The sequence below is a fragment of the Sphaerotilus uruguayifluvii genome, from assembly GCF_013294065.1.
Lineage (GTDB): Bacteria > Pseudomonadota > Gammaproteobacteria > Burkholderiales > Burkholderiaceae_C > Sphaerotilus > Sphaerotilus uruguayifluvii.
Genome location: NZ_JABSNM010000020.1, coordinates 64,511 through 83,497 on the forward strand (window position 1 = coordinate 64,511; position 18,987 = coordinate 83,497).

Sequence of the window (18,987 nt, forward strand, 5' to 3'; positions counted from 1 at the left end):
ACCTCGCTCACCGGACTTGACCCGATGACCCCTGACGTGACCCCCGCCGCACTGCTGTTCGACATGGACGGCACCCTGATCGACAGCATGCCGCTGCACGACCGCTCCTGGGCGGTCTGGCATGCCGAGCTCGGCCTGCCCTTCGACGACGCCGGCTTCTTCGCCGCCACCGCCGGGCGCACCAACCTCGAGATCCTGCGCGACCTGTTCCCGACGCGCGAGACCGAGGAGCTGGAGCGCCTGGCCGAGCGCAAGGAGGCGATCTACCGCGAGATCGCGGTGCGCGAGCTCGAGCTGATCGCCGGCACCCGCGCGGTGCTGGCGCAGGCGCGCGAGCGCGGCCTGAAGCTGGCGATCTGCACCGCCGCGCCGCCGGCCAACATCGCGCTGGCCTGCGAGCGCTTCGGCCTGGGCGAGCTGGTCGACACCGTCACCAGCCCGGCCGACGGCCTGCGCGGCAAGCCGCACCCCGACATCTTCCTGGAGGCCGCCCGCCGCCTGGGCGTCGAGCCCGCGCGCTGCCTGGTCTTCGAGGACGCGCCGCTCGGCATCGAGGCGGCGCGGCGCGGCGGCATGGCCGCGGTCGCGCTGACGACCACGCTGCCGGCCGACGCCTTCGCCGGATTCCCGAACGTCGTCGCGACGATCGCGGACTTCACCGACTATTCCCTGCCCCACAGCCTGCCCAACAGCCTGGACCCCGAGACAAGCCATGCGTGAAGGTACTGACACCCTGACCCGGCGCGAGGACTACGTCGCGCCGAGCCACTGGATCCGCACGGTCGACCTGAGCTTCGACCTGGAGCCGGCCAAGACCCTGGTCATCAGCCGCATGCAGGTCGAGCCCAACGCCGACCGCCCCGGCCAGCCGCTGCGCCTGGACGGCGAGGACATCACGCTCACCCGCGTGCTCATCAACGGCGAGAGCGTGTCCTTCCACTTCGAGGACGGCCAGCTGGTGCTCGACAAGCTGCCGGCCGAGCCCTTCCAGCTCGAGATCCGCAACACCTGCGCGCCGGAGAAGAACACCCAGCTCAGCGGCCTCTACACCTCGGGCGGCGGCTTCTTCACCCAGTGCGAGGCCCAGGGCTTCCGCCGCATCACCTACTTCCCCGACCGTCCGGACGTGATGGCGGTGTTCCGCGTCACGCTCAAGGCCGACGCGAAGCGCTTCCCGATGCTGCTGTCCAACGGCAATCTCGTGGAGTCGGGCACGCTCGACAAGGGCCGCCACTTCGCGGTCTGGCACGACCCGCACCCCAAGCCCAGCTACCTGTTCGCGCTGGTGGCGGCCGATCTGGTCTGCCGCGAGCAGAAGATCCGCACCCGCTCCGGCCAGGACCACACGCTGCAGGTCTATGTGCGCGCCGGCGACCTGGACAAGACCGAGCACGCGATGAACTCGCTGATCGCGTCGATCGCCTGGGACGAGGCGCGCTTCGGCCTGAAGCTCGATCTCGAGCGCTTCATGATCGTCGCGGTGAGCGACTTCAACATGGGCGCGATGGAGAACAAGGGCCTGAACATCTTCAACACGAAGTTCGTGCTGGCCAGCCCCGCCACCGCCACCGACGTCGACTTCGGCAACGTCGAGAGCGTGGTCGGCCACGAGTACTTCCACAACTGGACCGGCAACCGCATCACCTGCCGCGACTGGTTCCAGCTCAGCCTGAAGGAAGGCCTGACCGTCTACCGCGACCAGGAGTTCAGCCAGGACATGGCCGGCAGCCTGTCGGCGCGCGCGGTCAAGCGCATCGAGGACGTGCGCGGCCTGCGCCAGACGCAGTTCCCCGAGGACGCCGGCCCGATGGCCCATCCGGTGCGCCCGGACAGCTACCAGGCGATCGACAACTTCTACACCGCCACCGTCTACGACAAGGGCGCCGAGGTGGTGCGCATGATGGCCACGCTGGTCGGCCGCGAGGGCTTCCGCCGCGGCATGGACCTGTACTTCGCGCGCCATGACGGCCAGGCCGTGACCTGCGACGACTTCGCGCAGGCCATCGCCGACGCCAACCCGGACAGCGCGCTGGCGACCCGTCTCGAGGCCTTCAAGCGCTGGTACGCGCAGGCCGGCACGCCGCGCCTGAAGGCCGCCGGCCGCTTCGACGCCGAGACGCGCAGCTGGACGCTGACGCTGTCGCAGCACACGCCCGCCACGCCGGGCCAGACCGACAAGTGGCCCTTCGTGATCCCGGTGGCGATGGGCCTGCTGCAGGCCGACGGCACGCCGGTGGCCGGCTCGGAGCGGGTGCTGGTGCTGGACTCGGCGCAGCAGTCCTGGACCTTCGACGCGCTGGACGCCGCGCCGGTGGCCTCGCTGCTGCGCGGCTTCTCGGCGCCGGTCATCCTGGACTGGGAGGCCAGCGAGGCCGAGCTGTTCACGCTGCTCGGCCATGACGCCGACGCCTTCAACCGCTGGGAGGCCGGCCAGCGCCTGGCGGTGACGCGCCTGCTCGGCGCGGTGCGCGCCGGCGCGCCGCTGGTGCTCGACGCCGCCTACCTCGACGCGATGCGCGCGGTGCTGCGCGACGAGACGCTCGACTGCGCCTTCAAGGAGCTGGTGCTGACGCTGCCCAGCGAGGGCTATCTGGCCGAGCGCCTGGCCGAGGCCGGCGAGCCGGTCGATCCGCAGGCGATCCATGCCGCGCGCGAGGCGATGCGCGCGCAGCTGGCCCGCGACCTGCACGAGGACTGGGCCGCCCTCTGGGACGCCCACTCGAACACCGGCGGCTACCGGCCCGACCCGGTGTCATGCGGCCGACGCGCGCTGGCCAACCTGGCGCTGGCCAACCTGGTGCTCGACGCGGTCGCCCGCGAGGACGCGGTCTGGCAGGGCCGCGCGCTGCAGCGCTTCAAGGACGCCGGCAACATGACCGACCGCCTCGGCGCGCTGGGTGCGCTGGTGCACGGGCGCTCGCAGCTCGCCGCCAACGCGCTCGAGCGCTTCCACGCGATGTTCCGCGGCGAGGCGCTGGTGATCGACAAGTGGTTCGCGCTGCAGGCCGCCGCGCCCGAGCACGACGGCGAGGTCTTCACGCAGATCCGCTCGCTGGCGAAGCATCCGGACTACTCGCTGCGCAACCCCAACCGCGCGCGCAGCCTGCTGATGACGATGACCGCGCTCAACCCCGGCGCCTTCCACCGCGCCGACGGCAGCGCCTACGCCTTCTGGGCCGAGAAGGTGCGCGAGATCGACGGCTTCAATCCGCAGCTGGCCTCGCGCCTGGCACGCGCGCTGGACCGCTGGCGCGCGCTGGCCGAGCCCTACCGCACGCTGGCGCGCGCCGCCATCGAGCAGGTGGCCGCCAAGCCGGAACTCTCGCCCGATACCCGCGAAATCGTCACGCGCGCGCTGGCCGACTGAGGCCGCGATCGGACAGGCGTCAGGATGGCGCCTTCCGGAAACGGTAGGATCGCGCCCATCCTGAAACCCGCATGTAACCCGAACTGACCCGATCGTCATGAGCAAGAGCATCAGTCTGACCCAGTACCTCGTCGAGCAGCAGCGCGAGCACGGCCACATTCCCGGCCAGCTGCGCCTGCTGATCGAGATCGTCGCGCGTGCCTGCAAGCGCATCGCGATCGCCGTCAACAAGGGCGCGCTGGGCGAGGTGCTGGGCAGCGCCGGCAGCGAGAACGTGCAGGGCGAGGTCCAGAAGAAGCTCGACATCATCTCCAACGAGGTGCTGATCGAGGCCAACGAGTGGGGCGGCCACCTGGCGGCCATGGCCTCGGAAGAGATGGACACCATCCACGTGGTGCCCAACCGCTATCCGCAGGGCGAGTACCTGCTGATGTTCGACCCGCTCGACGGCTCGTCCAACATCGACGTCAACGTCTCGATCGGCACGATCTTCTCGGTGCTGCGCAAGGTGAACAACACCCGCGGCGTCGCCGAGGAAGACTTCCTGCAGCCGGGCAAGCAGCAGGCCGCCGCCGGCTACTGCGTCTACGGCCCGCAGACCACGCTGGTGCTGACCGTCGGCCAGGGCGTGGCGATGTTCACCCTCGACCGCGAGACCGGCTCGTGGGTGCTGACGCAGGAAAACGTGCAGATCCCGGCCGACACCAAGGAATTCGCGATCAACATGTCGAACATGCGCCACTGGGCCCCGCCGGTGAAGCGCTACATCGACGAGTGCCTGGCCGGCAAGGAAGGCCCCCGGGGCAAGGACTTCAACATGCGCTGGGTGGCCTCGATGGTCGCCGACGTGCACCGCATCCTGACCCGCGGCGGCATCTTCATGTACCCGTGGGACAAGCGCGAGCCGACCAAGCCGGGCAAGCTGCGCCTGATGTACGAGGCCAACCCGATGGCCTTCCTCGTCGAGCAGGCCGGCGGCATGGCCACCAACGGCACGCAGCGCGTCATGGACGTGCAGCCCACCAAGCTGCACGAGCGCGTCAGCGTGATCCTGGGCTCGCGCAACGAGGTCCAGCGCGTGACCGAATACCATCTGGAAGTCGCGGAAAAGGCTTCACAGGCCTGAAATTCCTGTTCTATAATCTAAGTCTTGCACCGCTGCCGGTGTAGCTCAGTTGGTAGAGCAGCGCATTCGTAATGCGAAGGTCGTAGGTTCGACTCCTATCTCCGGCACCAGACAAAGATCGAAGGGCCGGCTTCCGAGAGGAAGCCGGCCCTTCGTGCGTCAAGGCCCGAGACATGATGAAGCCGCCGCACCGCCCGCCCGAAGATCGATCCTGCGTCGACCCGATGATCTCGGTCGTCATGCCCGCCTACAACGAGGCCGCATCGCTGCCGGGCACGCTCGAGGCCGTGGGACCGGCCCTGGCGCGGCTGAGTCCGCGCTGGGAGATCGTCGTCGTCGACGATGGCAGCCGCGATGCCACACGGCGGCTGATGGCCTGCCCGCGGTCGGGCGTGCGCTATCTGCGCCTGTCGCGCAACTTCGGCAAGGAGGCCGCGCTGACCGCCGGCCTGGCGCGGGCACGCGGCGACGTGGTCGTGCTGATGGACGCCGACGGCCAGCATCCGGTCGAGCTGCTGCCGACGCTGCTGCAGCACTGGCGCGACGGCGCCGACAACGTCTGCGCGGTGCGCGAGCATCGTGACGACGAGTCCTGGCTCAAGCGCCTGGGCACCGGCGCCTTCTACCGCCTGGTCAACGCCGGTGCCTCGGTCCACATCACCGCCGACGCCGGCGACTTCCGCCTGCTCGACCGCCGCGTCGTCGACGCCCTCAACGCGCTGCCCGAGCGCAACCGCTTCATGAAGGGGCTGTACGCCTGGGTCGGCTTCGAGACCCTCGCCGTGCCCTACACCCCGCTGCCACGCCAGGGCGGGCGCAGCAGCTTCTCGATGCTGCGGCTGGCCCGCCTGGCGCTGACCGGCATCACCGCGTTCTCGAACCTGCCGCTGCGCCTGTGGAGCGCGCTCGGCGGGCTGGTCGCGCTGGGGGCGCTCGGCTATGCGCTGTGGCTGGTGATCGAGCACCTGATCGAGGGCCACCCGGTGCCCGGCTGGACCACGCTGGCCTGCGGGCTGATGTTCTTCAGCGGCGCGCAGCTGCTGTCGATCGGCGTGCTTGGCGAATACGTCGGCCGCATCTTCGACGAGGTCAAGCAGCGCCCGGTCTACCTGATCGGCGAGGAGATCGACGGCGGCGAGCCTGCCGGCACCTGAGCGCCGGCCTCGCAGCGCCGCGCGGGCGCCGGCCCTTCGACCTGCATCAGCTCGCCGCGGCGGCCGACCGTCACCGACCGGGCGTCCTCGAAGCCCGGCGGCAGCGCGGCGCCGGGCGCGCGCACCAGCCACAGCCGGCCGCCTGCGCAGCGCTGGCGCCAGGCCTCGTCGCGTGCCCACAGCCGGCTCGCGCCCAGCGCCGGCGCGAAGCGCACCGTGTCGCGCAGTTCCTTGCGCCAGCTGTCGCCGCGCGCGATCTCAGGATCCTCCCAGTCGTCGATCACCGCAGGCGCCAGCGACGCATGCGCCAGCAGCCGCAGGTCGAAGAAGGCATCGCCCAGATACGCGACCCGGTCGCCCGGCTGCAGGCGCGCGGCCAGCGCGGCGGCCAGGTCGGCATGGTTGGCCGGTCCCTTCCAGGTCAGCCCCGCCACCGCCAGCACGCACAGCAGCACCCCGCCACCGACAGCCAGCCGCAGGCGGCGCAGCGGCTGCGCGACCCAGGCCGTGGCCAGCAGCACCGCCCAGGGCGCCAGCGTCGGCAGCACGTAGCCGACCAGCTTGGACTTCGGCAGCGAGAAGAACCCGGTCACAGCGACGACCCACCACAGCGCCAGCCACAGCTCGTGGCGCAGCGCCGTGGCGGGCCCGGACGCCTCGGCGGCCGCACGGGACGCACGCCCCAGCCGGCGCAGCGCCGCGGGCAGCAGCAGGCTCGCAGGCAGCGTCAGCAGCGGCAGCACCACCGGATAGAACCAGAACGGCAGGCGGTTGTTGAAGTTGGACTGCGTGTAGCGCCGGAAATGCTGCTCGAGGATGAAGTAGTCGAAGAAGTCCGGATGCAGATGCTGCATCGCCAGGAACCACGGCAGGCCCGCCAGCGCGAAGGCCAGCAGGCCCGCCGGGTGCAGCAGCCGAGCCAGCGCACGCCCGCGATCGGCCCGCAGCAGCACCCAGGGCAGCAGCACCAGCGCCGGCAGCACCACGCCGATCAGGCCCTTGGCCAGCACCGCCAGCGCGGCCGCGACCCAGGCGCCCGTCACCCAGCGCAGCGGCGCGTGCTCCTCGTCGAGCGCACGCCGCGCCAGCACCACCGCCAGCGACACGCAGCCCGCCACCAGCATGTCGTGGTTGGCGTACTGCGAGCCCAGCACGAAGAAGGGCATCGAGCCCAGCAGCGCCAGCGCCGTCACGCGCAGGCGCTCGCGCTGCGCCCCCCAGACCGGCGCGGCGGTCCAGATCCACAGCGCCAGCGCCATCAGCATCGCGCCGACGAGCGGCGCCGCGCGCATCGCCAGCGGCACCGGCCCGGCCAGCCGCATCGCCGCCGCGGTGATCCAGTACATCAGCGGCGGCTTGTGGAAGTACGGCAGCCCGTCGAGCGTCGGAGTCAGCCAGTCGCCCGAGCCGAGCATCTCCCAGGCCACGCCGACATAGCGCCCCTCGTCGGGCAGCAGCAGCGGCCGCCAGGGCGCAGCCAGCAGCAGCCACAGCGCCAGCAGGATCAGCGGCAGGCGCCCACCCGGATGCGGCGGCGCGACGGACACGCGGCCGGCCGTGTCGGCCCCCGACGCCCCGGAGGAAAGAGGACGGGAAACAGGATTCATCCCGGAAGTATCGCCGCTCCCCGGTCCGCACCCGGGCCGCCAGCCCGCCAGGCGCGCTAGGATGCTGCATCGCACCATCCGCGCATCTCGATCCGAGATCGCCCCGCACGATGCCCGCACCGGACTGGCCCCTGATCACCCGACTCGGCGAAGCGCAGATCCTGCTGCCGCTGATGGGCGTGCTGCTGCTGCGCCTGATGCTGCATGCCCCGTCACGCGCACTGGCCTGGCGCTGGCTGGGAGGCACGACGCTGGCCGCGCTGCTGACCACGGCGTCGAAGGTGGCCTTTCTCGGCTTCGGCCTCGGGCTGGCCTCGGTCGACTTCACGGGCTTCTCGGGCCACTCGATGTTCTCGGCCGCGGTGCTTCCCTGGCTGATCGCGCTGCTGCGGGTGCCGGCGTCGCGTCCGCTGCGGGCCGTGCACCTGCTGCCCGGGCTGCTGCTGGCCGCGCTGATCGCGGTCTCGCGCGTCGAGGTGGGTGCCCATTCGTGGAGCGAGGTCATCACCGGGCACCTGCTCGGGCTGGCTGTCAGCGCCTGGGTGCTGCCCCGACGCCTGGTGCCGCTGCCACAGCCGGGCCGGGCATGGCTGGCCCCGCTGCTGCTCGGTGCGCTGCTGTGGCTGCCGCTGCAGGCACCGCCGACGCGAACGCATGACCTGGTGATCCGGCTGTCGCTGTGGGTCTCCGGCCATGAGCGGCCGCACGAACGCACGCTGCCGCGGCCGACGGACATGCGGCCTGAACCCGCCGCCGGCCCATGCCCATGCCAGCAGGAAGGACGGCTTGCGCCGGCTCATCGCGCGGAGCGAGAATCGCCGCTTCCCCACTCGACGGCATCGTCATGAAACCAGCCCCCAGTCGCTGGCCTTCGCCGTCCATCGCCCCCGCAAGCGATCCGCTGTCCCCGAGGCCCTGAGCGCCCGGCCAGGATCGCCGTGCACGGAGCCGGACCGCGAGGGCTGATGTTCTCCACCCCGCCCGGTCCGCGCCGCATCGGCCCTGATTGCTGCGCCTGCGCGCGGCGGACGTTTCCATGCCCCGGCACCCGCCTCATGCTGCACGACGCCCGCCGTCGTGCAGGGAGCTTTCCATGCTCGCCCTCCTGCAACGCCATCCCCTGCTGGCGCGTGCGCTGCACCGCGCCCGCCACAGCCTGCCCGAGACCCGGGCCTTCGCCCGCCGGCTGGGTCCCGGCCTGATCACCGGGGCCGCCGACGACGATCCGAGCGGCATCGCCACCTACTCGCAGGCCGGCGCGCAGTTCCGCTTCGGTCTGGCCTGGACCCTGCTGCTGACCACGCCTTTGATGATCGGCATCCAGATGCTGTCGGCCCGCATCGGCTGGGTCACCGGCGAAGGCCTGGCCGCCAACATCGCCCGTGTCTGCCCGCGCTGGCTGACGCTGCTGATCGTCACCCTGCTGGTGATCGCCAACACGCTGAACATCGCCGCCGACGTCGGCGCGATGGCCGAGGCGGCCCGCCTGCTCGCGGGCGGCCCGGCGGCGGCGTGGATCGTGCTGTTCGGCTCGGTGTGCGTGCTCGGCCAGGTGATGTTCTCGTACGAGCGCTCGGTCAGCATCCTCAAATGGTTGACGCTGGCGCTGTTCTCGTATGTCGCGGTCGTGCTGGTGGTGCAGGTGCCGCTGCGCCAGGCGGTGGACGAATCGCTGCACCCCTGGCGCATGCTGACCGCGGGCGGCTCGCCCTCCGGCTACGCCAGCATGGTCGTGGCGGTGCTGGGCACGACGATCAGCCCCTACCTCTTCTTCTGGCAGGCGGCGCAGGAGGTCGAGGACGGCCGCCGCCGCTCGGAGGACGGCCGGGCGACGCGCGGCGACCGGCTGCCCGACACCGGGCAGCATCTCGGCCGCATCCGGCTCGACACCTGCGTGGGCATGCTGTTCTCGAACCTGGTGGCGCTGTGCATCGTCGTGGCCACCGCGGTGACGCTGAACCAGCACGGCGTGCACGACATCGTCTCGTCGGCCCAGGCCGCCGAGGCCCTGCGGCCGCTGGCGGGAAATCTGGCCTTCGGCATCTTCGCGCTGGGCATCATCGGCACCGGGCTGCTGGCGGTGCCGGTGCTGGCCGGCTCGGCCGCCTACGCGGTCAGCGAGGTCTTCGGCTGGCACGCCAGCCTGTCGCACGGCTTCCACGAGGCGCGCGGCTTCTACGGGATCATCATCGCCGCCACCGGCATCGGCACGATCACCAGCCTGTTCGAGCTGGATCCGATGCAGGCGCTGGTGTGGAGCGCCATCCTCAACGGCGTCATCGCGGTCCCGATCATGGCGGTGATGATGTGGATCGGCCAGTCGGCCCGCATCATGGGTGCGCTGACGATCTCGCTGCGCCATCGCCTGCTGGGCTGGTGCGCGACGGCGCTGATGGCCGCCGCCGTGGTCGTCATGCTGGTCACGGGCTGAGCGTCCTGTCCGGCCCGGGCGGACAGGGGCGGCGCCGGATGGCGTGCATGTCGAGCGTGCATGTCGATACAGGCAGCAATGAAACTTTGCACGATGCCGGTCAACACCCGACCGGGAGGGCTCGTTGAGTCATTGTCATCAACCACTGACTGCACTGACAGTCGAATGACCATCATGAAGAAGCTGCTTGCCGCCCTGATCGCCACGATGTTCGCCGCCGGCGCCTTCGCTGCCGACGCACCGGCCGCCGAGCCCGCCGCTGCCGCGGCCTCGACCGCACCGGCCAAGAAGCCGGTGCACAAGAAGCACGTCCACAAGAAGGCCGAGGCCAAGGCGGACGCCAAGGCAGAAGCCGCCGCGCCGGCCGCCAGCAAGTAAGCGTCCGCGGGCGCAGGTCGCCCGGGAGACGGCACACGTCCCTGTCCGGGAGCCGATGTGTCCGCAAAGGCCCCCTCGAGGGGCCTTTTTCATGGCCGACGGGGACCCGGCCGCGCCGCATCCGACGCCGTCTTCGTGCGTGGTCCCCACGATCGGTCACGCCTTTTTCGCGTGGTAGTCTAGCCGGCTCCGAGAAAGTGGAACCAACAAGGACCGGACGGATGGGCAAGCGCGGATGGTGGGCGGTGGTGGTGGCCGTGGGGTGCGCTGGCGCCGGCGGCTGGTGGATGACGAAGAGCCGCGGCGCCACGGCGGCCGAAGGGGCGCCGGCGGCGGCCTCCGCAGCCTCGGGCGCCGGGCGCGGACCGCAGTCGGTCAGCGTCTTCACGGTGCAGCAGCGTGACGTGCAGGTGTCCACCGAGGCCGCCGGCAGCGTCGTGGCGCTCGACAGCGTCGAGATCCGTCCGCTGTCGACCGCCACCGTGCTGGAGGTGCGGGTGCAGGAAGGCCAGCCGGTCAGGCGCGGCGACGTGCTCTTCGTGCTCGACGACCGGGCCGACCGCGCCAACGCCGACAAGGCGCGCGCCCAGCTCGCGCGCGACCGCGCCACGCTGGCCGACCTCGAGCGCCAGCTCGCGCGCCAGCGCGACCTGCTCGAGCAGAACTTCGTCAGCCGCAATGCGGTCGACTCGCTGCAGGCCCAGCTCGATGCGCAGCGCGCGGCCGTGCAGTCCAGCCAGGCGGCGCTGCAGGCCGCCGAGGTCACCGTCTCGAACGCGACGCTGAAGGCGCCGATGTCGGGCCGCGCCGGTGCGGTGGCGGTGGTGCGCGGCAGCCTGGTGCAGCCCGGCGGCGCCGCGATGGTGACGATCAGCCAGATGGACCCGGTGGGCGTGAGCTTCGCGCTGCCCGAGGGCCAGCTGCCGGCGCTGCGCCGCGCCGACCAGGACGGCGGCGTGGCGCTGACGGTGCAGGTGCCGGGCGAGCGGCGCGGCCAGCCGGCGGCCACGCTCGACGGCCGGGTCAGCTTCATCGACAGCGCCATCGATCCGGCCAGCGGCACGATCCGCGTCAAGGGCAGCGTGCCCAACGCGGGTCGCCAGCTCTGGCCCGGCCAGTACGTGACGGTCAGGCTGGTGCTGCGCACCCTGCCCGGCGCGCTGCTGGTGCCGCAGGCGGCCGTGATCCAGCGCGGTCCCGAGCGCAGCGTCTATGTGGTCGATGCCGAGGGCAAGGCGCAGATGAAGCCGGTGCAGACCCGCGCGCCGCAGGGCGAGCTGGTCGTCGTCGAGGGACTGGCCGCCGGCGAGAAGGTGGTGGTCGAGGGCAAGCAGAACCTGCGTCCGGGCACGCCGGTGCGCGAGGTCGCGCCGGCCGCCGGCAAGGGCGCGTCGTCGGCCGCCGCCGCCAGCGGAGCCTCGCGATGAGCGGCGCCGGCGCGCGCAGCAGCTTCACCGAGCTGTTCATCCGCCGTCCGGTGATGACGGTGCTGCTCAACCTGGCCATCGTGCTGGCCGGCATCGTCGCGCTGACCAAGATTCCGGTGGCGGCGCTGCCCAGCTACAACACGCCGGTGATCCAGGTCAGCGCCGACCTGCCCGGCGCCAGCCCCGAGACGATGGCCAGCTCGGTGGCGCTGCCGCTGGAGAAGCAGTTCTCGACCATCGCCGGCCTGGCGACGATCAGCTCGACCAACACGCTCGGGCGCGCATCGCTGACGCTGGAGTTCGACCCCTCGCGCGACATCGACGCCGCGGCGGTCGACGTGCAGGCGGCGCTGTTCCGCGCCCAGCGCACGCTGCCCAGCGAGATGAGCTCGCCGCCGTCCTACCGCAAGGTCAACCCGGCCGACGCGCCGGTGCTGCTGCTGGCCCTGACATCGCCCTCGATGGCGATGTCCGAGCTCAACGAGTTCGCCGAGAACCTGATCGCGCCCAGCCTGTCGACGATTCCCGGCGTTGCGCAGGTGGCAATCTACGGCCAGAAGCGCTACGCGGTGCGCATCAAGGTGCGCCCGGACGCGCTGGCCGCGCGCGGCCTGACGATGGACGAGCTGCGCGCCGCGCTGGCCGGGGCCAACGCCAACTCGCCGGTGGGCTCGCTCGACGGCCCGCGCCAGACGCTGACGCTGGTGGCCAACCGCCAGCTCGCCAGCGCGCGCGAGTTCGGCCAGCTGATCGTGGCGACCCGCGCCGGCGCGCCGGTGCGCCTGCGCGAGGTGGCCGACGTGCAGGACAGCGTCGAGACCGCGCGCGCCTTCGCCAGCTTCGACGGCGAGCCCTCGATCACGCTGGCGGTGCAGCGCCAGCCCGACGCCAACACCGTCGAGGTGGTCGACCGGGTGCGCGCGATGCTGCCGCGCTTCGACGCGCAGCTGCCGGCCTCCATCCGCGTCATCCCGACCAACGACCGCTCGCTCTCGATCCGCGAGGCGCTGCACGACGTCAACCTCACGCTGGCCGGCACGGTGGTGCTGGTGGTGCTGGTGATCTTCCTGTTCCTGCGCCGCCTGGCCGCGACGCTGATCCCGGCGCTGTCGCTGCCGGTGTCGCTGATCGGGGCACTGACGCTGCTGTGGGCCGGCGGCTACAGCCTGGACAACGTCTCGCTGCTGGGGCTGACGCTGGCGGTCGGCCTGGTGGTCGACGACGCGATCGTGATGCTCGAGAACATCGTGCGCCATGTCGAGGACGGCATGGCGCCCTTCGAGGCGGCGATCCGAGGCGCGCGCGAGATGGCCTTCACCATCGTGTCGATCTCGATCTCGCTGGTGGCGGTGCTGATCCCGATCTTCTTCATGCCGGGCGTGATCGGGCTGCTGTTCCACGAGTTCGCGGTCGTCGTCGGCCTGTCGATCCTGGTGTCGGCCGCCGTGTCGCTGACGCTGGTGCCGATGCTGTGCAGCCGCTTCCTGCGCCACCACGCGCCCGACGAGGAAAGCGCCGCCGGCCGGGCCTTCGAGCGCGGCTTCGCGGCGCTGCTGCGCGGCTACGCACGCACGCTGGACTGGGCGCTGGCGCACCGCACCGTCGTCGGCCTGCTGGCGGTGGGCAGCTTCGCGCTGTCGGCCTGGCTGTTCGTGCAGATCCCCAAGGGCTTCTTCCCCGAGGAGGACATCGGCCAGATCCAGGTCACCGTCGAGGCGGCCGAGGACATCTCCTTCGACGCGATGATGAAGGTGCAGGCGCAGGTGGCCGCCCTCTTCCGCAAGGACCCGGCGGTGCAGGCGGTCAGCTCCTTCCTGGGCGGCGGCGGCAGCGCCGCGACGCAGAACACCGGCCGCCTCTTCGTCACGCTGCGCCCGCGCGGCGAGCGCGCGCCGATGAAGGAGGTGGTCGAGGGCCTGCGCCGGAAGACGCGCGGCGTGCCCGGCGTGCAGGTCTTCCTGCGCCCGGTGCAGAACCTGCAGCTGGGCGGGCGCCAGAGCAAGAGCCGCTACCAGTACACGCTGCAGAGCGTCAGCGCCGACGCGCTCAACGAATGGGCCGGCAAGCTGCAGGGCCGGCTGCGCGAGGACACCGCGCTGTTCCGCGACGTCACCAGCGACTCGCAGCTGCGCGGCCTGCAGGCCAGCCTGAGCATCGACCGCGACAAGGCCGCGCTGCTGGGCGTGTCGATGGCCGACCTGCGCAGCGCGCTCTACTCGACCTTCGGCGAGCGCCAGGTCTCGACCATCTACAACCCGAGCAACACCTATCAGGTGATCCTGGAGGCGGCCGAGGCCGACCGCCAGTTCGAGGACGCGCTGGCCAAGGTCTGGCTGCGCTCGAAGTCCGGCGCGATGGTGCCGCTCGCCGCCTTCGCCACGGTGCAGCGCACGCTCGGGCCCACCGCGGTCAACCACCAGGGCCAGCTGCAGGCGATCACGCTGAGCTTCAACCTCGCGCCCGAGGTCTCGCTGGGCACGGCCACGGCCCGGCTGGAAAGCCACGCGCGCGAGCTCGGCCTGCCGGCGACGATCATCGGCACCTGGGGCGGCGACGCGGCGGTCTTCCAGGACTCGCAGTCGGGCCAGCTGGTGCTGCTGGGCCTGGCGGTGCTGGTGATCTACCTGCTGCTGGGCGTGCTCTACGAGAGCTACATCCACCCGCTGACCATCCTGGCCGGCCTGCCCTCGGCGGCGGTGGGCGCGCTGCTGACGCTGCAGCTCTTCGGCATGGACCTGACGCTGATCGCCACCATCGGCATCCTGATGCTGATCGGCATCGTCAAGAAGAACGCGATCATGATGATCGACTTCGCGCTGGAGGCGCAGCGCGAGCAGGGCCTGAGCCCGCCGGAGGCGATCCGCCAGGCCTGCCTGCTGCGGCTGCGCCCGATCCTGATGACGACGCTGGCGGCGCTGATGGGGGCGCTGCCGATCGCGCTGGGCGTGGGCGCCGGCGCCGAGCTGCGCCAGCCGCTGGGCCTGGCGGTGGTCGGCGGCCTGATCGTGTCGCAGGCGGTGACGCTCTACATCACGCCGGTGATCTACCTGGCGCTGGACCGCTGGAGCGGGCGCGGCCCGATCGTCGACGCGGTGCCGGCCGCCCCGGTCGCGCCGACCTGAGGCTCAGCGCGCCAGCCGCGCCTCGGCCGCGGCGGCGGTGCGCCGCAGCGCCTGGCGGGTGCCGGCATCGAGCGACTCGAAGCCGCGCGAGCCGTCGGCCGCCGCACGCATCATCTCGACCCCCTGGCGGGTGCCCACGCCCGCCAGCGCCATCAGCGCATGGTCGATGACCGGCGTGCGCACCTGCTGCAGCAGGTAGTCGGTCGCGTCCATCGTGCCCAGGTGCGCGAGGCCGTGCATCGCCGACATCGACAGCGCCGAGCGCTTCTCGTCGCTGTCGCCCTCGGCGATGCGCACCAGGCCGTCGAGCGCCTCCGGCCGGCTGGCGTTCTCCAGCACCTGCAGGATGCGGCCGCGCCGCTCGGGGGGCAGCCGGCCGTAGTCCTGACCGAGCGCGGCGATCGTCTCGGCGTCGGCCAGACGCGCCAGCACCGTGACCGCGCTGCGCTCGATCGCCGCGGACGAGCTGCCCAGCAGCGCCAGGCGCCAGGCCGGCAGGCTGGCGGCGTCCGCGCCGTCCTCGAGCCGGCGTGCCAGCGCGATCGCCTCGTCGCCGGCCGGCAGCGCGGCAAGCCGCTCGATCTCGCGGGCGGCCGCCTGCGCCGGGGCGGGCAGCGCGGCCAGCGGCAGCGCCAGGCCCGCGCCGGCCTGCGCGGCGCTCCCCGCACCGAAGGGCGAGTCCGCCACGCCGCTGCCGCCGGGCGCCACCGCCACGGCCGCGCCGGCGGGTCCGCCCTGCGGCGCCTGCGGACCGGCCGGGCGACCGGTCAGCCACCACCCGGCCAGCGCGCCGCCGGCCACCACCACCAGCGCCAGCAGCGCCGGCACGCGTCGCCCGGCACCGCCGGCGCGTCCACCCTCAGGGAATCGTGACATTCAGGCGTCCGGTGTTGTTGCTCTCGTCGAGCTCGTCGATGAGGTTCATCGGGTCCATGACGATCTCGAGCACGTAGCTGCCCGCCGGCACGCCGGTGATGTCGATCCACTGGCCCGACAGGTTGGAGCTGTAGACATCGGCCCAGCCGGCCTGGATGCCCTGGTTGCTGCAGGTGTAGCGCGCCGAAGGATTGGCGCCGCCGTCGATGCGGGTGATGTCCATCAGGCAGAAGCCCACCTTCTTGCCGGTGCGCACCACCGCGCCGCTGGTGTCGAGCAGGCGGTACTGCGCGAAGCTGCGGAAATGGTAGTGGCCGTGGCAGGCGCCCCACTCGAAGGAGCTGCTCGAGGCCGGATTGCCCAGCACCAGGTCGGCGGTGCCGATGTTGCGCGTCTGGGTGTTGAAGCGCAGCAGCCGGTGCGTGCCGGCGGTGATGGTGCCCTCCTCGATCTCGCAGGCGTTCGCCGCGAAGGTCTCGGTGGTGATGCGCGGATTGGCGGCGTCCATCGCGATGGTGATGTCGGGCTTGCCGACGCTGGCGGTGCCGGCGCTGGCGACCTTCAGCGTCACGCCGGAGTAGGCGCGGTAGCCGTGCACCATCAGGAAGTAGTCGCCCGCGCGCGGCGTGGCGATCGTGACCGTCTCGGCATTGCCCGACAGGTAGGGCCGCTGGTCCCAGGTCGAGGTGGTGGCGAGCTGGCCGTACTTGACGTAGAGGTCGGCGTCGCCGCTGCCGCCGGCGATCGAGAAGCTCACGCTGCTGACGCCGGCCGGCACCGCCACCCGGAAGTTGGCGACGCTGCCCTGCGCGCCGGCCAGGCCGGCGAGCGTCGTGTCGGTGGCCAGCGTCTGCACCGGGTTGATGATGGTGTAGGTGCCGGAGGCGATGGCGCTGGTGATCTGGCCGGAGGCGAAGGTGGCCGCGCGCACCTGGGTCGTCGAGGTGATCAGGATCGGCGCGGTGTAGACCTCCGAGCCGGAGCTCGGCGTGCTGCCGTCGAGCGTGTAGCGCACCACCGCGTCCGGCGTGGCCGGCGCGAGGCTGACGCTGACCCGGCCCGAATGCGTGCCCGGCGCCGGGCTGAAGCTCGGCGCCGCCGCGATCGGCGTCACGGTGCCGCCGCCGGTGACGGTCGCCTTCAGCGTCAGGCCGCTGTAGGCCTGATAGCCCCGCAGCATCAGGTACCAGGTGCCGGATGCCGGCGCGCTGACCGAGACCGATTCGTTCGAGCCGCTGCGGTAGGGCCGGTAGTCCCAGCTCGACAGCGTCGGCAGCGCGCCGCGGCGCACGTACAGGTCGGCATCGCCGGAGGTGCCGGCGATCGAGATCGCCAGCGCGCTGGCGCCGGCCGGCACCTCGATCGTGTAGTAGCGCTGGCTGCCGTAGGCGCCGGAAATGCCGCCGACCGCGGTGCCGCTGGCCAGCGCCTGCGGCGCGGTGGCCGTCTGGGCCGCGGCCGGCGCGGAGGTGGTCAGTCCGGACAGCGCCAGCGTGGCGGCCAGAAGGATCCGGGCCAGCAGCGGTCCCGGTCGGAGGGCGGTCAGGGTGTTCATGTCGGCAAGCCTGCTTCGTGCGCGTTCGTGTATCAATTCACAAATTATGTTACATGCATTTACATTGACGACCCCATCCTTTCCGCCGATGTTTCCGCCGATGCCTTCGCGCATGCGCCCTGCTTCTGCGATCCCCACGCCCCTGCCGCCCCCGACCGCAGCCGCGGTCCTGCGGCGGTTCGCCCGCCTCGTCATCGCCGGGCTCCTGCCCGCCGCCGCGCTCGCCGCCCCCGCGACAGCACCGGGAACGGCACCGGAGCTCGCGCTCCAGGTCATCGACCGGACCGGCCAGGTGCTGGAGCCCGACCGGCTCGGCGCGGTGCGGGACCGGCGCGGGCGCGCGCTGTCGATCAGCCGGCTCGACCTGATGCTCTCGGGCCTGCAGCTGCAGACCGACGACGGCCGCTGGGTGGGGCCGGCGGGCTGGCATGGCCATGTGCGCGCCACCCAGCCCGAGCGGCGCGAGCCGCTGCCGGGCCTGGCGCCGGGCCGCTACCGCGCGCTGCGCTTCGCGATCGGCGTCGCGCCCGAGGCCAACCATGCCGATCCGAACCGGCTCGCGCCCGGCGACCCGCTGCATCCGCTGGTCAACGACATGCACTGGGGCTGGACCGGCGGCTATGTCTTCGCCGCGATCGAGGGCCTGTGGCAGTTCGACCGTGCCGAGGCCGGCCGCACCGGCGGCTTCTCCTATCACCTGGCCGGCGACCTCAACCGCATCGCCGTGACGCTGCCGGGCCCGCTGCAGCTCGCCGCCGGCGGCACGCTGCGCCTGAAGCTCGACGCCGGCCGGCTGCTCGCGGCGGTCGACCTCTCGAAGGATGGCGACTCGACCCACTCGCGCGGCGACGACCCGCCCTCGCGGGCCTTGCGTGCGGCGCTGGCCCGCGCCTTCCGGGCCGAGGCACTGGCACCGCAGGCGGCTGCCGGCACGCCTGGCGCGACCGCCTCCGCCGTGGCCCCCATCGACACCACGCCCTACCGCTGGAGCGCCGCCGCGAACCTGCCCCGGATCACGCTGCCGGCCGACAACCCGCTGACCGTGCAGGGCGTGGCGCTCGGACGCCAGCTCTTCGCCGATCCGCGCCTGTCACGCGACGGGCGCGTCAGCTGCGCGAGCTGCCATGTGCCCGACCGGGCCTTCGTCGACCCGGGCCGGGCGACCAGCCGCGGCATCGACGGCCGAGAAGGCCGGCGCAACACCCCGACGCTCAGCAATCTGGCCTGGAGCCGCCAGTTCGGCTGGGATGGCGGACGCAGCGCGCTGCGCGATCAGGCGCTGCGTCCGATCGAGCTGATGCACGAGATGGGCGACCGGCTGCCGCAGGTGGTCGAGCGGCTCGGGCGGGATGCGGCGCTGCAGGCGCGCTTCCGCCAGGCCTTCGGCGGTCCGGTCAGCGCGCCACGCCTGGGCCTGGCGCTGGAGCAGTACCTGCTGACGCTGGTGGCGCAGGACGCGAAGTTCGACCGGGTGATGCAGGGCCGCGCGCAGTTCAGCCCGGCCGAGAAGCGCGGCTTCGAGCTCTTCCTGACCGAGCACGACCCGCGCCTGGGCCTGCGCGGCGCCGACTGCTTCCACTGCCACGGCGGCAGCCTGTTCACCAGCCAGCAGTTCGCCAGCATCGGCCTGCCGCGTCTGAAGGGCCGCCCGGACGATCCCGGCCGCGCCGGCGTCACCGGGCTGGAGAGCGACCGCGGCCGCTTCCGGGTGCCGAGCCTGCGCAATGTCGAGCTGACCGCGCCCTACATGCACGACGGACGCTTCCGCACGCTCGAGGAAGTCATCGAGCACTACGACCACGGCGTCGAGCGCGGCCCGAACCTCGACCCCAACCTGGCCAAGCATCCGCCCGCCGGCCTGGGGCTGTCGGCCGAGGACAAGGCGGCGCTGGTGGCCTTCCTGAAGACGCTGACCGAGATCGGCACGGCCGGCCGCTGACGGAT

At 72.1% G+C, this 18,987-nt stretch carries 13 protein-coding genes and 1 tRNA gene; 11 read left to right on the plus strand and 3 right to left on the minus strand.

Going from position 1 to position 18,987, the window contains the following annotated elements; genetic code table 11:
- The first annotated feature begins 24 nt into the window (after window positions 1–24).
- The 5 genes from HNQ01_RS18235 to HNQ01_RS18255 all read left to right on the plus strand — a co-directional run bounded on the left by HNQ01_RS18235 (window position 25) and on the right by HNQ01_RS18255 (window position 5,647).
- Window positions 25–720, plus strand: coding sequence for an HAD family hydrolase (locus tag HNQ01_RS18235; RefSeq protein WP_173806931.1), 696 nt, complete (start codon window positions 25–27; stop codon window positions 718–720).
- Window positions 713–3,367, plus strand: a complete 2,655-nt coding sequence (gene pepN / locus HNQ01_RS18240) for an aminopeptidase N (RefSeq protein WP_173806932.1) — start codon at window positions 713–715, stop codon at window positions 3,365–3,367. Before HNQ01_RS18235 ends, pepN begins: the two co-directional genes overlap by 8 nt.
- Before the next feature lie 97 nt (window positions 3,368–3,464).
- Entirely contained in the window at window positions 3,465–4,493 is a 1,029-nt protein-coding gene (locus tag HNQ01_RS18245) for a class 1 fructose-bisphosphatase (protein WP_173806933.1), read from the plus strand.
- Between the two features lie 34 nt (window positions 4,494–4,527).
- A tRNA-Thr gene (locus tag HNQ01_RS18250) sits at window positions 4,528–4,603 on the plus strand.
- 66 nt (window positions 4,604–4,669) lie between these two features.
- Window positions 4,670–5,647 carry a glycosyltransferase family 2 protein gene (locus HNQ01_RS18255; RefSeq protein ID WP_353621735.1) on the plus strand — a complete coding sequence of 326 codons (978 nt, stop codon included), beginning with the start codon at window positions 4,670–4,672 and terminating at the stop codon, window positions 5,645–5,647.
- Here HNQ01_RS18255 and HNQ01_RS18260 read toward each other — a convergent pair.
- Window positions 5,599–7,254 (minus strand): ArnT family glycosyltransferase, encoded by a 1,656-nt coding sequence (locus HNQ01_RS18260; RefSeq protein WP_217427609.1) that lies wholly within the window; start codon window positions 7,252–7,254, stop codon window positions 5,599–5,601. The two genes, HNQ01_RS18255 and HNQ01_RS18260, sit on opposite strands and share 49 nt — an antisense overlap.
- A gap of 110 nt (window positions 7,255–7,364) precedes the next feature.
- Between HNQ01_RS18260 and HNQ01_RS18265 the strand changes: the two genes are divergently transcribed.
- The 5 genes from HNQ01_RS18265 (at window position 7,365) to HNQ01_RS18285 (ending at window position 14,612) form a co-directional block, all read left to right on the plus strand.
- Window positions 7,365–8,102, plus strand: coding sequence for a phosphatase PAP2 family protein (locus HNQ01_RS18265; protein WP_173806936.1), 738 nt, complete (start codon window positions 7,365–7,367; stop codon window positions 8,100–8,102).
- 245 nt (window positions 8,103–8,347) lie between these two features.
- Entirely contained in the window at window positions 8,348–9,685 is a 1,338-nt protein-coding gene (locus HNQ01_RS18270) for an NRAMP family divalent metal transporter (RefSeq protein WP_173806937.1), read from the plus strand.
- A 174-nt stretch (window positions 9,686–9,859) separates the two neighbouring features.
- A complete protein-coding gene (locus tag HNQ01_RS18275; RefSeq protein WP_173806938.1) occupies window positions 9,860–10,063 on the plus strand; it encodes a hypothetical protein in 204 nt (67 codons plus the stop codon).
- Window positions 10,064–10,284: 221 nt separating this feature from the next.
- Entirely contained in the window at window positions 10,285–11,490 is a 1,206-nt protein-coding gene (locus HNQ01_RS18280) for an efflux RND transporter periplasmic adaptor subunit (protein ID WP_173806939.1), read from the plus strand.
- Window positions 11,487–14,612 (plus strand): efflux RND transporter permease subunit, encoded by a 3,126-nt coding sequence (locus tag HNQ01_RS18285; protein ID WP_173806940.1) that lies wholly within the window; start codon window positions 11,487–11,489, stop codon window positions 14,610–14,612. Before HNQ01_RS18280 ends, HNQ01_RS18285 begins: the two co-directional genes overlap by 4 nt.
- Before the next feature lie 3 nt (window positions 14,613–14,615).
- On the opposite strand, the gene HNQ01_RS18290 is transcribed toward HNQ01_RS18285, so the two are convergent.
- Together HNQ01_RS18290 and HNQ01_RS18295 are read right to left on the minus strand one after the other, a co-directional pair.
- The gene (locus HNQ01_RS18290) at window positions 14,616–15,488 is read right to left on the minus strand and encodes a hypothetical protein (protein ID WP_173806941.1); all 873 of its coding nucleotides are present in this window, start codon (window positions 15,486–15,488) and stop codon (window positions 14,616–14,618) included.
- Entirely contained in the window at window positions 15,472–17,043 is a 1,572-nt protein-coding gene (locus HNQ01_RS18295) for a pre-peptidase C-terminal domain-containing protein (RefSeq protein ID WP_173806942.1), read from the minus strand. The genes HNQ01_RS18290 and HNQ01_RS18295 overlap by 17 nt, the downstream gene beginning before the upstream one ends.
- 112 nt (window positions 17,044–17,155) lie before the next feature.
- Between HNQ01_RS18295 and HNQ01_RS18300 the strand changes: the two genes are divergently transcribed.
- Entirely contained in the window at window positions 17,156–18,982 is a 1,827-nt protein-coding gene (locus HNQ01_RS18300) for an MbnP family protein (RefSeq protein WP_173806943.1), read from the plus strand.
- Window positions 18,983–18,987: the final 5 nt, after the last annotated feature.